Genomic DNA, 14,286 nt, shown 5'->3' on the forward strand with positions numbered 1-14,286 from the left:
GAATGTGGGTCGAAGGGAGAAAGATGAAAGCCTTCTTTAGCGAGATCGTTCTGAGCACCTCAGTGCTGCTCTCGATACATTCGAATGCGCAATCGATCCGGCCAAATGCAGCGCCGGTCAACCCGGATGCGACTCCGGCAGCCCGCGCGTTGCTCCAGGAGATCGACTCGGTCTCTGGCCACGCCACGCTCAGCGGTCAGCACAACTTTCCCAACACCGTATCTCGCTATAGCGACCGTATCTATGAGTTGACGGGCCACTATCCAGCAGTCTTCGGGCAAGACTTCGGCTTCTCCGGAGGCGAAGACAAAGACTCTACATTAGGCCGGCCAGCCATGATCCAGGAGGTCATTCGCCAATATCGAAGCGGATCAGTGATCGCACTCACCTGGCATAGCGTGCGGCCCACGGAGGATGAGCCTGTGACCTTCCGCGATAGCGTGCAAGGCCATCTGACCGATTGGGAGTTCCGCCAGGTGCTTACGCCCGGCTCGGATATGTACAAGCGCTGGGCCCGGCAGGTCGACGTGATCGCGGGCTATCTTCAGGAGTTGCAGGCTGCCGGCGTGCCCGTACTGTTCCGTCCTTACCACGAGATGAACGGGAACTGGTTCTGGTGGGGCGGTCGGCCCGGGCCTGATGGTACGTCAGCCCTGTACCGGCAGATCTTCGATCGCTTCGTTCATCAGAAGCACCTGAATAACCTGATCTGGGTTTGGAACGTGAACGCCCCATCGGTAAACGCGGGTCCCGTAGATCAGTACTTTCCCGGTTCAGCTTATGCGGACATTGTGAGCATGGACATCTATGGGCCCTTCGAAAAGGCCTACTACGACAGCATGATCGCACTGGCAGGCGATACGAAACCGATAGCTCTAGCCGAAGTGGGCGCTATGCCTTCACTCGAGATTCTCGCCGCGCAACCACGCTGGAGCTACACGATGATGTGGAGCGGCATGGCGGAGGGCTCCAACACTCCCGCGCAACTGCAGGCCGTCTTTCACGCTCCGAACGTGGTTGATCGCGGCGATCCCCGGCTGTCCGCTCCGCTGCCATCAGCAGCTACACCGCAGCCTTCCGACCCGGAGGCGACGCCGGCCGCGAAGCAGCTTCTTGAAAAACTATCTATGGCAAGGAGCACTGGAGTGGAGATCGCAGAGTTCACAGCGGATGTGGCGTCGGCACCTGCTCTTGCTGATGAGATTCGCGTGGCGACGAAGGCGGGACGACTGCCGATTCTTAGGTGGACACCTCCTTCTCCTACGGGCGAGGGGATGGCGGTGCCTTTGAGTGACTTTGAATGGAATGAACTTGTTAGTTCTGGAACGGCGCTTCACGAGAAGTGGCTCGCCGAAATCGACGCGGTACTTCCTCTGTTGCAACAACTCGACAAGGAGCATGTTGCTGTCGCCTGGAGCCCTTTGCCCGAAGCGAATGCTCACAATTTCTGGTGGGGAGCGCGCCCTGGGCCGGAGGGCTCGCGCGCACTGCTTCGCGAGATCGGCGACAGGCTGACCTCGCACGGGCTGCATAACCTTGTCTGGATATGGGAAGCTGCGGTAAGCCCGGCTGCGCCTACAGGCCCTAACCGTGTCCCTATTCAGGATCTCTACCCGGGCCCGCTGGGAGTTGATGCCATCCTGCTGGACGTGGATGGAGACTCTGCCACCCATGGCTTTGCGGCGCGTGGAGTTGAGGCGCTTGCAGGGATAAAGCCGGTCGGGCTGCGCTCGTCCGCTCCGCTCGCAAAGGCTGCTCTGACTGACTCTTTCTCGTGGACCTATACGCCGCTGCCAAACGCTACGCAATAAACGCCGGAGACTACCAAGCATGTTGAAATTGAAGATCGCTCTTCTTGGACTTGCAATTCTAGCGAACTCGCTTAAGGCTTACGCGCAGATTCGCTACGAACCTGCAGCCACAGCGATCGTGAGCACGAGGGAAGGCCGGCTCCAGGGTGCGGAGCCCGCTCCTGGCATTCGCGCCTATCTGGGCATCCCTTACGCGAAGCCGCCGGTGGGTCTGCTTCGATGGCAGCCCCCGCAGTCATATCCGTCTTGGAAAGGTCTTCGTCCAGCGGTCGCCCACGGCAGCCCCTGCGCTCAGCAAAGATTTGGCTGGAACAATAACTCAGCTGATCACGGCACAGAGGACTGTCTTTTCCTGAATGTCTGGGCCCCGGCCGCAGGGTCAAAACATGCGGTGATGGTTTATATCCATGGCGGCTCGAACCTCGCGGGAAGTGCGGCAGAGGAGCTTTCAAATGGTCTAGCTCTTGTCCCGAAAGGCGTCGTCCTCGTGACGTTCGACTATCGTCTTGGCATCTTCGGGTTCTTCCGAAGTGCCGCGCTCGATGAGGAGTCTCCACGCCATACGTCGGGCGACTACGGTCTGCTGGACCAGATAGCCGCCCTCGAATGGGTGAAGAGGAACATCGCTCATTTCGGCGGAGACCCTGCAAATGTGACGATCTTCGGTCAGTCTGCTGGAGCGGTTGACACTGGCTTGCTGATGGTCTCGCCACTCGCCAGGGGACTGTTCGTCCGCGCGCTGGAGGAGAGCGGGCAGGTTGCCGGTCTGATGCGCACGGCAACGAAGGCGCAGTCGGAGGATGCGTGGGCATCGGTCGCACAATCTCTCGGCACTCGTCCGAGCACCATGCGCTCCGCCTCTACCGATGAGGTACTAGCTGCTGAGAAGAGTGCCCCAAAGCCGCCTCCAGAGAACTTCTGGGGCTATCGCAGCGCAAGCGTGGATGGCTGGGTCCTCCCGGATCTACCTGCTACTCTCTTCGCTCAAGGCAGGGAAGCTCCGGTGCCACTGCTCATCGGTTCCAACGTTCAGGAGATCGTGCCGCATGATCAGTCCCCCGATTGGACAAAGCACCTGATCGAGGCGGCTGTCGGGTCCGCCGCTGCCTCGCAACTCGAAGCTATCTACAGCCAGCCTCCCGGCAATCTTTTGGAGGGCGATGCAGGCGCTCGCTTTCAGACGGACCGCGACTTTCGCTGTGCTGTACGACAGGTCGCTGCCTGGCACTCGGCGCATGGCTTTCCAACCTACGTCTACCAATTCGACCGATCCGCCGCCTCCGAAAAGCCAGCGCAGCATTCCTCGGAGTTACGGTACGTCTTCGGCTTTCCTGCGTCGGTTCCACATTCCGAAGCGGACTCGGCCGTCTCAGAGACGATCCAGACCTATTGGACAAACTTCGCGAAGACCGGTGACCCGATGTCGGGCGAACTGCCACAATGGGGCAGGTTTCTGGCAGACAAGGGAAACTACCTTCACTTCGCGTCTGCGAAAGCGGAACCAGTCGCCGCATACGATCTAGGCGGCCCATCATGCACGATCCTCAGCAGCACCGCGCTTCCAGGAGCTCACTAAATCCATTGCCTTCTGGGCGGCAAGAGAATCCCTACTTCAATGCGTGAGAGAGGTTCGGCACGATTCCAGAGCCCTCCTTCACCGTGATCAAGCGGTCGACCGCAATCTTTCCGAGCTTCTCTTCTCGCCCGCCGGGCCACAACACATGGACGTCCGCCTCGCGCGCCGCACCCAACCCGAAGTGCAGGCGGGGATCGTTGCAGGAGAGATAGCTCGATTGGCTCAGCACCTGCTGCATCTGTGCCTTCCCCGCATAGTGCACGATGACGCGCGATCCTATGGCACTGCGATTCGAGGTTGTGCCGATCAGTTTGATCTTGATCCAGTGATTTCCCGGCGGAGCATCGTTGCGAAGCAGGGAAGGCGTCTCGTTTACGTTCATGATCAGTATGTCGAGATCGCCATCGTTGTCGAAATCCCCAATAGCCACGCCGCGACTTGCATGAAGCTGGCTAATCGCCGGACCACACTCGTTCGTCAGCTCTTCAAAGGTGCCGTCGCCGCGGTTCCGGAATAAGATGCGCGGCCCCTTGAAGGGATACTGCGGGTACTTCTTCTCAATCTCCGGATAGACATTCCCAGTGACCCAAAAAAGGTCGGGGAGACCGTCGTTATCGAAGTCGGCAACGGCAGCGCCCCAGCCTACGTAGGAAGTTTCAACGCCGAGGCGTGAGTCCATCGTGATATCGGCGAACTGGGCCTTGCCGTCGTTCAGATAGAGTCCGCTTGCTTCTTTTTGAAAATGTGTCACCAGCAGGCTTGTGCTGCCATTCAACCCTGGGTCGCCCACTCCCACGCCCATGCCAGCCTGCTCGAAGCCCTCTCCGCTAACGGCGACCCCGCGATCGAAGCCCTCCTCGCGAAAGGTGCCATCGCGGTTGTTCATCAGCAGGAGACTCGGCGTCGAGTCGCAAGCGAGAAAGATGTCGGGCCAGCCATCGTTGTCGAAGTCGGCGGTCACGGCGGTCATCCCGTACGAGCCTCGATGTTTGGCGATGCCGGATGCTTCGCTTACGTCGGTAAAGGTGCCGTTCCCATTGTTGCGATAGAGCGAGTGCCTTCCAGCCTTGAGACCTCGCGGCCCGCAGTAAACCTGCGTGCCTTCGTAAGTACAGGTGGGATTTTCCATCGTTGGTATGGGGGGATGTTGGAGATCAAACTCAACGTAGTTCGCCACGAAAAGGTCCAGATGTCCGTCGCGGTTGTAATCAAAGAAACTGCAACCTGTACCGAAGCGCGTAGTCGCATCAAACAACCCAGACGCCTTGGTCACATCGGTAAACGTTCCGTCTCCGTTGTTGCGATAGAGCTTATTGTGACCATAGTAGGTGCAGAAGATATCCTCAAAGCCATCGTTGTCGTAGTCGCCCACGCAGACACCGCACGCCCATCCCGAATCGAGCAGACCTGCGTGTGCGGTTACGTCGATGAAGGTCCCGTCCCGGTTGTTGCGGTATAGACGATTGCTCGCGCCCGCCGGGGAGCCTTCAAGACGGCTGCCGCCGAGCAGAAAAATGTCCATCCATCCATCGTTGTCATAATCGAGGAAGGCGCATCCTCCGCCCATCGATTCGATGATGAACTTTATCTGCTTCTCGCCGCCGTATACCATCACAGCGTTCAGTCCCGCTTGTGCTGCGATGTCGGTGAATTTGGAGTAGACGCCACCTGTTGGCGGGAGCCGCGATTGCGCCTTCGATCCTCCCGAAGACATGCCTGCGGCCTGTCCGAAGAGCCGCTCGCAAGACGCAGCAATGAGGCTGGCGAGAAAGTTGCGACGGCTAAACAGTGTGCGAAGCATTGGTTCTCCCGGAGAGTTCATCCTTTCTACATTTATTTGCGATTCGGTGCAGGCTGCGCCGAAGGGAGTAGCGCCAGAAGCTTGACTGCATCAGGATTAGTCGGTTCCACGCGCAATGCGTTATGTACCGCCTCCCGGGCCTCGGTAAACATGGACCTGGCGGCAAGCGAGGCCGCAAGATTGATCCACGCATCGGTGTATCTCGGATTAGCCGCGACTGCTGCGCGAAAATACTGCTCCGCCTCGGCGTCCTTGCCCTCGCGGGCAAGCAGCGACCCGAGATTGCTCTCCGCCTCGGCGTACTGTGGAGCAGATGCGATCGCCTTTTGGAAGTAGCCCGCTGCTGCTGTCTCATCGTTATCGCGAATCGCAAGATAGCCGAGCTGGTTATATGCCAGGGCAAAGTCTGGCCGGAGCTCTACCGCGCGCTTTAGCGCCACTTGCTCGGCGGCGAAGTCTTCCATGCGATCCTCCGCAAGAGAGAGGTCGTAGAAGTGGACCGCATCCTCGGGCAAGATCTTGAGGATTTCGTTTTCAGCTTCAACCGCTCCCGCCGCATCTCCCGCAGCGAGCTTTTGCGCCGCCTGTGCCGCGAGACTGATCGTTTGATCGTGCAGAGCACGGCTACGAAGCTTTTCCTGATAGATCTCCATCTGCTTCTTAGCGCCGGCTGTATCGTTGAGCGATCGAAGTACACCGGCAAGCTGGAAGTGAACGTCCGCTCCAGAGTCATCAATCCTTATCGCTTCTTCGATCTCCGCCTTCGCCTGCTCATTGCGATGTAACTTCGCCAGTGCCGACCCGACATTGAAGTGCACATCAAAGTGGTCCGGTCGCATAGCCTCTGCTGCCTTAAGGTGCAGAAGCGCGGCGTCGTACGCGCCATCTTGCCGCTCCAGCAAACCATTAAGGTACAGGCCATCGAAGTTACCCGGATGCCGCTTCAGGAAGTCCGCCGCATAAGGTTTGCTCTTTGATAGATCTCCCATCAGTACGAGGACCCGCAGGTAAAGAGTCTCGAGGTCGATTTGATCCGGCTGCGATTGAAGACCGATCTCCAGGAGAGCGATCGCCTCTTGAAAGCGGTTCCGCTGCACCAGAATGGTCGCCACGGCCATGCGAAGTCGCAACCAGTCTGCATGCTTCTCTATGGCTGTCATCCCGGTCGTGATGGCCTGCTCAAAGAAGGCGGCTTTGCTGCTTGCGACTACGCGATCAACTACCAAATCTTCGTTGTCTGGAGCATTGGAGAGGAGGTCTAGAGCGGCAGTATATTGATGGGCCTCGATGCGTGTCTTCGCGATCCAGTCCAGGGCCGTGATCGAATCAGGATCTAGGTGGATCACTTCCTGCCACTGGCGCAGCGCTTCGACTTGATTGCCCCGGTCATGTTCGAGAGCCCCCAAAGCAAGCCGTGCCGTCTTGGATGAAGGATCCAGGTCGACGGCACGATTCAACTCGAGGGCAGCTTCGTCGCCAACACTCAAAACCTGAAGCGCTCTCCCGAGCAGAAGATGCGCGTTGGCGGACCCCGGGGCGAGCAAGACCTGCTGGCGGTATGCCTCAGCAGCGCACTTTAGCTGGCCCTTTCCTTCAAACCATTGACCCAGATTTTGATAGGCGACGGCTGTGGCGGGCTTGGTCTTTGTGAGGAGAGCTGACGGAGCGTCGCAATGCCCGGCCGCCAATCCTACTGTGGAAGACAGCGACAGGAAAAGAGGAATGCAACTTCGCAAGACACATTTCCCTAATCCAGACGCGGTGAGGCTATTCATGGGTTTTGACTCCGTCCGTTCACCATTATGTACGCAGCCGGCATGTGATGCCGGGGCGTTCAGTGAAGGCTGCCTAGGATGCAATGCACCTGTAGAAAATGCTTACGTTTCTCTCCGGAGAAATGCCAGAAATGTTGCCGAAGCGCCACAGCTTTTTAATGTTGACAGCTTTGAGAAGTTTGGCATATAAACGTCTCCGTAAAAATGTTAACGATAACAAGCGGTGGCAAGTAAGTGACGCCTCCCGCGATCGACCACAATTGCAAGTCCTGAGGAGTGCCATGCGACTGACCAAGATTTCGTTCCTACTAGTGCTTTTGTTCCTTGTATTCCCCGTTTTTTCACAGACCCCAACCGGAACGATCCAGGGCGTAGTCACTGACCCGGGGGGCTCCACGATTGCAGCTGCCGTGGTAACGATCACGGACACTGCAACGAACGAGCGCCATACGGTGAAGACCGATACCTCTGGCAGATACCAGGTTCCGTTTCTCGCGCCGGGAAACTACGTGGTCACGGTTGTGGCTCCGGGCTTCCGGCCCGCAACTCAAACTGGACTTCACGTTGAAGTAGCAAGCAGCAATACCGCCGATTTCTCTATGTCGGTTGGTCAGACGACCGATCAGGTGCAGGTAAGCACCAACGTAGAGGAACTCGACACAACCACCTCGAATCTGTCGGACACGATCCCGGCACGGTTCATTCTGGATCTGCCTGACAACGGTCGCAATCCGTTTGACTTCGCGCTGCTGGCACCTACGGTCAGCAATTTGGGCGGTGCGTCTACACCGCATATCGGTGGATCCCGCAATGGAAACAATGAACAGCTGATAGACGGTATGACCAACATCCTGCCGGAGAACAACGTCGGCAACAATGTGAGCGCTTATAACCCGATCATCGACTCGGTGCAGGAGGTGAACGTCCAGACCAGTGTGCTTGCGGCTGAATACGGGCGCTTCTCCGGTGGCGTCGTCTCGCTCGTCACCAAAAGCGGTGGCAACGCTTACCACGGCTCCGGCTATGAGTTCCTGGAGACGACCGGGCTGAACGCCAACGCCTTTGGCTCAGCACCGGACAGCAAGAAGACAGATACGCATCGCTATCAGACTGGTGGCACCTTCAGCGGCCCCATCCGCCGCGACAAAACATTTTTCTTCTTGGACTTTGAAGATTCGCGCCAGTCTGCCGGCACGAGCATCACGTCCACCGTTCCGCAAAATCTCGCCGCCTACATCGGAGGGGACTTCTCTGGTCTAGGCGCGCCAATCTACGATCCACTCACCGTGCATCAGGGAACTTACATTGATCCGAGCAGCGGCACGACCGTGACTGGGTATGTTCGCGACCAATTTCCGGGAAACAAAATTCCAACAGATCGCTTGAGCCCGATTGCGCAGAAGATACTCAGCTACTATCCTGCACCGCAGACCAGCGCCGTAACGAACAACTACGTGAACAGCGGCGCAAATACAAATAATTATTATCACTTTGATACGAAGCTGGATCAGCAGTGGAACAGCAACTTCCATTCCTTTATTCGCTTCTCGCACTCAGCGGGAAATAACAGCTACCTTCAGGACTACGCAGGAACCTCGGCGATCGCATCGCCCGGTGGTTACAACGGTCCGACAAGCGGCAACGCATACAGCCTCTCTTTCGACAACACCGTTACCTTCTCCTCTACGCTCGTGGGCGAGTTCCGCTACGGCTTCTCGAAGTCGGTCTCGAATCGCACTGCCTACAGCGCGGGTTTCGATCCGACGACGCTAGGTTTCAATTCGGGTTTTGATGCCGACGCTGTAGAAGGTCTGCAATTTCCTCACTTCGGCTTCAATGGATTCTCTGACCTTGGCGGCCTCGGATACGTTCCCCTGCTCGAAGATCCGCTAGCGCATGACGTAAACGGAAGTCTCGTAAAGATACTTGGCAGCCACAGCGTCAAAGTCGGCGGAGAGTTCCGCTATCTCTACATCAATTTCTCGCAGTTCGCCTATCCGACCGGAACGTTCTCCGCGGACAACACCTGGACTCGCTTTACACCGGACTCGTCGACGGGCGCAGCCTCTGCGACCGCGTCCGCAGGCGGCGCCACCCTGGCTTCGTTTCTGCTTGGACTGCCGCAGTCCGGCACAATCTATGACGAGCCTCACCTCCATCAGAATTCCGAATACCTTGCCTTCTTTGTTCAGGACGACTGGAAGGTAAGACGCGACCTCACCCTGAACTACGGAATTCGCTGGGACCTCGAAATCCCTCGCGAAGAGCGGAACAACGCGCTCTCGTATTGGGATCCCAACGCAACCTCTGCGCTAGGGTCGGTGGCGGTTCCGGCGGGCGTGACCTGCCCCGCTTGCGGAAGCTTGAAGGGCGCAATGCATCTGGTGAACACCCCAGGAGCAGCGCACGGCCGCAAGCAGGTTCCGACAAACTATAACGACTTCGGACCTCGCATCGGCTTCTCTTACAACCCCTACCCGAAGATGGTTCTCCGCGGAGGTTTCGGTATTGTCTTTCAGCCCTCGGCCTTCCAGGCGGCCGGCACCTCGGGCGCACCCGGTATCGAGGGCTTCACCTCGCAGACGCAGTACAACCCAAGCTTCGACGGACAACACAGCGCCCCCGTGGCATCGCTGGCCAATGTATTCCCAGGCGGCATTCAAAAGCCTGCAGCGCTGGATTCCACATGCCTCGCAAGCCCATCCTGCATTCAGAACATCGATGTCGGCAATACGATAAGCGAGTCGTACTTCGATAAGACGCGGAATCCCTACACGATGCAGTGGAACCTCGCTGTTCAATACCAACTCCCATCCAAGATCAAAGCGGAGGTTGCCTACCTGGGCAATCGCGGACTCTTCCTGATCGCGGGCGATCCCGGTATCCCGCACGATCAGCTTCCGCTGTCGGACGCTTCGCTCGGCAACCAGTTGAAGGCTTCCGTCACGAACCCTTTCTACGGAATCATTACGACGCCTGGTTCGGCGTTGGCTCAACAGACCGTGCAGCAGAACCAACTGTTACGCCAATATCCCCAGTACACCGGGGTAAACACCTTTCGCAAACCTGAAGCTGATTCCATCTATCACGCATTTACGGTGCGAGTGGATCGCGAGTTTTCTAATGGGATAACGTTCACAACTGCCTTTACCGGAAGTAAGGCAATCGACGACTCCGCTTCGTCGGTCACCTATCTCGGACCTGCGGGCGCGACTTATGGGGACCAGTACAATCCGCGCGGAGAGCGTTCCGTATCTCCGTTCGACATCTCCAGGATCTTTGTCGCAAGCACGGTCTACGAGCTGCCTTACGGCCGTGGAAAGATGTTTGGAGCCAATATCCCGAAGACAGCAGATCTCTTCCTCGGCGGGTGGCAGGTGAACGGAATCCTGACGTACTCAGGCGGAACTCCCTTCTTGACTCCGTCTTACGATAATGGAAGCACGGCCTCCGGCTTGCTAACCTTCGCCCAACGTCCCAGCCTTTCAGGGAACCCTGTTGGACCGGGAAAATCGCTAAATGCGGCTGCGTTCGTTGCGCCGGCACCGTTCACTATCGGCAACGCTCCGCGCACAATTCCCGGCGTGCGTAATCCCAGCAGCAATAACCTGGACTTCTCTGCAGTAAAGAACACGCGGTGGGGCGATTCAAGCCGCTACAACGCCCAGTTCCGCTTCGAGATGTTCAACGCCCTCAACCATGAAAACATTGGAACGATCAGCACCTCGCAGAACTACTTCAACTCGGCGACAGGTGTTACCGAGATCGTCCATGTCAACCCCAACAATGGAAATTACGCGAATTCAGCCCGCGTAATTCAACTTGGTTTCAAGTTTTACTTCTAACAAGGAGAGAAGCTCAAGCGCCCTGGGCAGACGCGTACAACGCGCTGCTCAGGGCGTCTTCCATTGGTAAAGAGGCCGACGGTGCCCGGTTGCAAACGAGGGTCTGGCGGAATACACCTATGAGTGACAGACCTTCCGAATTCATGCAAGTGATGCGCGGTACCTGCAAGGATTTGATGTTTAGCTGCGTCGAACATTGAATGTCGCGCGTCTATTGCTTCTGTGCCGTTATCTTTCGCTGATTTTCTTCTGCGATCGGAGACTTCTTCATGCTTTGCTCTAAGAATGTCGCGCAGTCACTTTGCTGCTGTTCAGTGTTATCGATATTTTTCATGACCGGCGTGGCTGCCGCGCAGCTTGGCGTCTTTCAGGATCACCATGACATAGGCACTGTGCTCCATCCGGGCAGTGCAACCTTCGATTCGGCCAAAGGGGCCTATACCGTCTCAGGCAGCGGTGACAACATGTGGTTCGGTACAGATGACTTCCATTTCCTGTGGAAGAAAGCTACCGGCGACATGGCTATCACTGCCGATATCTCCTTCGTGGGAGCAAAAGGGAACAATCATCGCAAGGCGGCGCTATTGTTCCGCCAGTCACTCGATGCCAACTCTGTTTATGTCGACGTTGCGCTCCACGGGGATGGTCTCACGTCATTGCAATATCGGGATAGCACCGGTGCGGACACCCATGAAGTTGAGACTGCCGCCTCTGCTCCAAGAAGGGTCAGGATCGAGAAGCGCGGGAACTACGCGTATGTCTTTGTCAGTAATGAGAGAGGGACGCTTTCTTTCTCCGGCGCAGCGATGCGGCTCAAGTTAGCGGGAGAGTTCTACGCAGGACTAGGTGTGTGCTCCCACGACAAAGATGTCACCGAGACTGCCATCTTCACGAATGTTAAAGTTGAGCCACTCGCTCCGGCGACGATGAAAACTGTGCTGTGGAGCACTCTTGAGACCGTCAAAGTAGCTTCGACGGATCGCTTGGTCGCCTATACCGCTCCCGAGCACTTCGAGGCTCCGAACTGGTCGCGTGATGGCACCTCTCTCCTGATCAATCGCGAGGGCCGGATGTACCGGTTCACCCTCGGCGGAACCGCCGCACCTACGCTTATCCCGACATCCCCGCAGATTCATGTCAACAACGACCACGGACTTTCGCCCGATGGCAGCATGCTGGCGGTAGGCGACCAGGGCCTCGACGGCAAGTCGCGCATCTACGTGCTTCCTACGTCCGGCGGCGTGCCGCGGCAGATCACGCCAGACGCCCCCTCCTACTGGCATGGCTGGTCGCCCGACGGCAAGACTCTTGCCTTCACGGGACAGCGCGGTGGTGATTTTGATATCTATACCGTGCCGCTAAATGGCGGCAAGGAAGCTCGATTAACCATAGCGAAAGGCCTCGATGACGGCCCGGAGTATTCGCCTGATGGCAAGAGTATCTACTTCAACTCCGAGCGCACCGGCCGTATGCAGATTTGGAGCATGGCCACGGATGGCAGCGACCAGAAACAAGTGATTGACGAGTCAGGAAACGACTGGTTTCCACATATCTCGCCTGACGGCAAGTGGATGGTCTATCTCGCCTACAAGCCCGACGTGGAAGGGCACCCTGGCGGCCAAGACGTAGAGCTTCGCCTGATGTCCCTTGTAGACCACAAAATCAAGATTCTTGCCAAGCTGTATGGGGGGCAGGGCACCATGAATGTGCCGTCTTGGTCGCCGGATAGTACCCGCGTCGCCTTCGTCAGCTACGCCGAACTTCTCCAGTAGTGCATTCTATGGCTCTGTAAAGCGCGAACGTGGATCTTCTAGGGGCGGGGCGATATCGCCGTATGACGGTCTCCGAGCCAACGAACCGCGTTGGCAATCAGCTGGTTCTGCACAGGATTTGAAAAGATCTGGTCACCGTGACCCATGTTCATATAAATCATCTTGTATCGCCGGTTCGTCCAGACGACGGGAAGGTCGCCTTCAACGAGGACATCTTTTAGCCCGAGCGGGTAGTTTGATGGATCCAGGGTGAGGAGAACTTTGACGTCGGGATTGTCCCGCGGGTCCGGTCGCCAGATATACCACTCATTGGCGGGAGCCTGGTAAGTTGACGGAATGCCCTTTGCAACCGGGTGTGTACGATCGTCGATGCGAAGTTTTGCTGGAAGCGGCGGCCAACTATTGCCGTAGAAGACGGCGCCGCCCAGGAAGTCGACGAACCAGGGCCAGTGCGTGTCGCTATCGTTGTATCCGGACGCATGAAAGCCCAGCCACGCACCTCCGTGGCTCATGTACTTCTGAAAGGCTTCGCGCTGCTGTTCGGTGTTTGGAGAATCATTGAGCCAAATCACGACCTGATAATGTGCAAGCGTTTCCGGATTGAGATCGTCCCAGTTCTCAGTCGGCGTGCATTCGAAGCCTTCTTTCACAGCCAATGCGTTTAAGAAGTGGATCGCCTGCTCGGCAAAGAGCACGTGATCGGTCTCAACATTCTTCGAATAGAGCGCAAGGACGTGGAAGGATTTCTGTTGCGCGGGAGAGACCGTGACGCACACGTTAGAGATCATGATGGCGATGACGATCGCCCGGGCTTTACGGATCATCGACCTGCCGCCCAGAGAAGAGAATTGTGCACAAGCCTGGTGTACGCCTGGTTATTGAAGAGCTCCGGATGATGGCCCATGAAGATGTAGATATTTCTCGCCTTCACATGCGGATTGGTCCAGACGACGGGATGATCGCCCATGGTGATCTTCGAGCCGGGTGTGTAGCTCTTCTCATCGACGCTTGCAAGCACATGCACATTCGGGCGCGGAGACATGTCGTAGGTGTACCACTCTTCGTCTTCGATCCGGAGCGATGAACCAAGGCCTTTCATCGCGGGATGTGATGGATCTTCGACGATGACCTGTGCGGAAGAGAATGTGGCGATATAGCTCTTCCAGCGAATCCCGCCCATGAAGCTGGAGAACCAGGGCCACATCGGGTAGCCGTCGAACTCGCCCAGCAAGGTTGCGTGGTGGAAGCCGACCCAGCCGATGGTCCCCTGATCAATGGCCTTCTGGAAGGCTGCCATCGCCACCGGGGTCCAGGCATAAGGCGCGTAGTTGAGCTGCAGAAACACTTGGTAATGCGAGAGGAGTTCTTCGTTTATCGAGTCTGTTGTCTCGAGGTAGTCGACAGAAAATCCGTCGGCTGCTCCTTCATGGGCGAGCCAGATCTTTGCGGCATCGACGAATGGTTTGTGGATACCACCCTTCTCAGCGAGGGCCAAGACCTTGAAGCCCGACTGGGAGCTCTGAGCCATTGCGATTGCGGGGAGCACCCAACAGGCGATGAGTAGAGCGATCTTACGAACCCCGCAACGTATATGCGCTGGGAGTTGGCCTCGAAACTGCATAACGATCTCCCTACGACGGTGAAGACTTCTGGCCGCGTCTGGTTCTTTGGATGGATCTTGCGGCTCGATGATTATGGTGACATAC

Annotated in this window: 8 protein-coding genes; 4 read left to right on the forward strand and 4 right to left on the reverse strand. The window is 57.2% G+C overall.

Features of this window, described 5'->3' with window-relative positions; genetic code table 11:
- Positions 1–23 precede the first annotated feature (23 nt).
- On the forward strand, positions 24–1,811 hold the full coding sequence (locus HDF16_RS12955) for a glycosyl hydrolase (RefSeq protein WP_184217147.1): 1,788 nt from the start codon (positions 24–26) through the stop codon (positions 1,809–1,811).
- Between the two features lie 19 nt (positions 1,812–1,830).
- Positions 1,831–3,387 (forward strand): carboxylesterase/lipase family protein, encoded by a 1,557-nt coding sequence (locus HDF16_RS12960; RefSeq protein WP_184217149.1) that lies wholly within the window; start codon positions 1,831–1,833, stop codon positions 3,385–3,387.
- Positions 3,388–3,418: 31 nt separating this feature from the next.
- On the opposite strand, the gene HDF16_RS12965 is transcribed toward HDF16_RS12960, so the two are convergent.
- Positions 3,419–5,188 carry a CRTAC1 family protein gene (locus HDF16_RS12965; protein ID WP_184217150.1) on the reverse strand — a complete coding sequence of 590 codons (1,770 nt, stop codon included), beginning with the start codon at positions 5,186–5,188 and terminating at the stop codon, positions 3,419–3,421.
- Between the two features lie 32 nt (positions 5,189–5,220).
- Positions 5,221–6,876, reverse strand: coding sequence for a tetratricopeptide repeat protein (locus tag HDF16_RS12970; RefSeq protein ID WP_184217152.1), 1,656 nt, complete (start codon positions 6,874–6,876; stop codon positions 5,221–5,223).
- Positions 6,877–7,244: 368 nt separating this feature from the next.
- Here HDF16_RS12970 and HDF16_RS12975 point away from each other — a divergent pair, with 368 nt between their 5' ends.
- Entirely contained in the window at positions 7,245–10,808 is a 3,564-nt protein-coding gene (locus HDF16_RS12975) for a TonB-dependent receptor (RefSeq protein ID WP_184217154.1), read from the forward strand.
- 332 nt (positions 10,809–11,140) lie between these two features.
- Positions 11,141–12,580 (forward strand): TolB family protein, encoded by a 1,440-nt coding sequence (locus tag HDF16_RS12980; protein ID WP_221312710.1) that lies wholly within the window; start codon positions 11,141–11,143, stop codon positions 12,578–12,580.
- Positions 12,581–12,618: 38 nt separating this feature from the next.
- On the opposite strand, the gene HDF16_RS12985 is transcribed toward HDF16_RS12980, so the two are convergent.
- Positions 12,619–13,404 carry a ThuA domain-containing protein gene (locus HDF16_RS12985; RefSeq protein ID WP_246409046.1) on the reverse strand — a complete coding sequence of 262 codons (786 nt, stop codon included), beginning with the start codon at positions 13,402–13,404 and terminating at the stop codon, positions 12,619–12,621.
- On the reverse strand, positions 13,401–14,201 hold the full coding sequence (locus HDF16_RS12990) for a ThuA domain-containing protein (RefSeq protein WP_184217157.1): 801 nt from the start codon (positions 14,199–14,201) through the stop codon (positions 13,401–13,403). The genes HDF16_RS12985 and HDF16_RS12990 overlap by 4 nt, the downstream gene beginning before the upstream one ends.
- Positions 14,202–14,286 lie beyond the last annotated feature (85 nt).

Origin of the sequence: Granulicella aggregans, assembly GCF_014203275.1 — a bacterium.
In the GTDB taxonomy this organism is placed as follows: Bacteria; Acidobacteriota; Terriglobia; order Terriglobales; family Acidobacteriaceae; genus Edaphobacter.

Bases quoted from the DNA above. Each gene is read 5' to 3' on its own strand.
- HDF16_RS12990 (WP_184217157.1), bottom strand. From the start codon at position 14,201: ATGCAGTTTCGAGGCCAACTCCCAGCGCATATACGTTGCGGGGTTCGT.
- HDF16_RS12955 (WP_184217147.1), top strand. From the start codon at position 24: ATGAAAGCCTTCTTTAGCGAGATCGTTCTGAGCACCTCAGTGCTGCTC.
- HDF16_RS12980 (WP_221312710.1), top strand. From the start codon at position 11,141: ATGACCGGCGTGGCTGCCGCGCAGCTTGGCGTCTTTCAGGATCACCAT.
- HDF16_RS12975 (WP_184217154.1), top strand. From the start codon at position 7,245: ATGCGACTGACCAAGATTTCGTTCCTACTAGTGCTTTTGTTCCTTGTA.
- HDF16_RS12985 (WP_246409046.1), bottom strand. From the start codon at position 13,404: ATGATCCGTAAAGCCCGGGCGATCGTCATCGCCATCATGATCTCTAAC.
- HDF16_RS12965 (WP_184217150.1), bottom strand. From the start codon at position 5,188: ATGCTTCGCACACTGTTTAGCCGTCGCAACTTTCTCGCCAGCCTCATT.
- HDF16_RS12960 (WP_184217149.1), top strand. From the start codon at position 1,831: ATGTTGAAATTGAAGATCGCTCTTCTTGGACTTGCAATTCTAGCGAAC.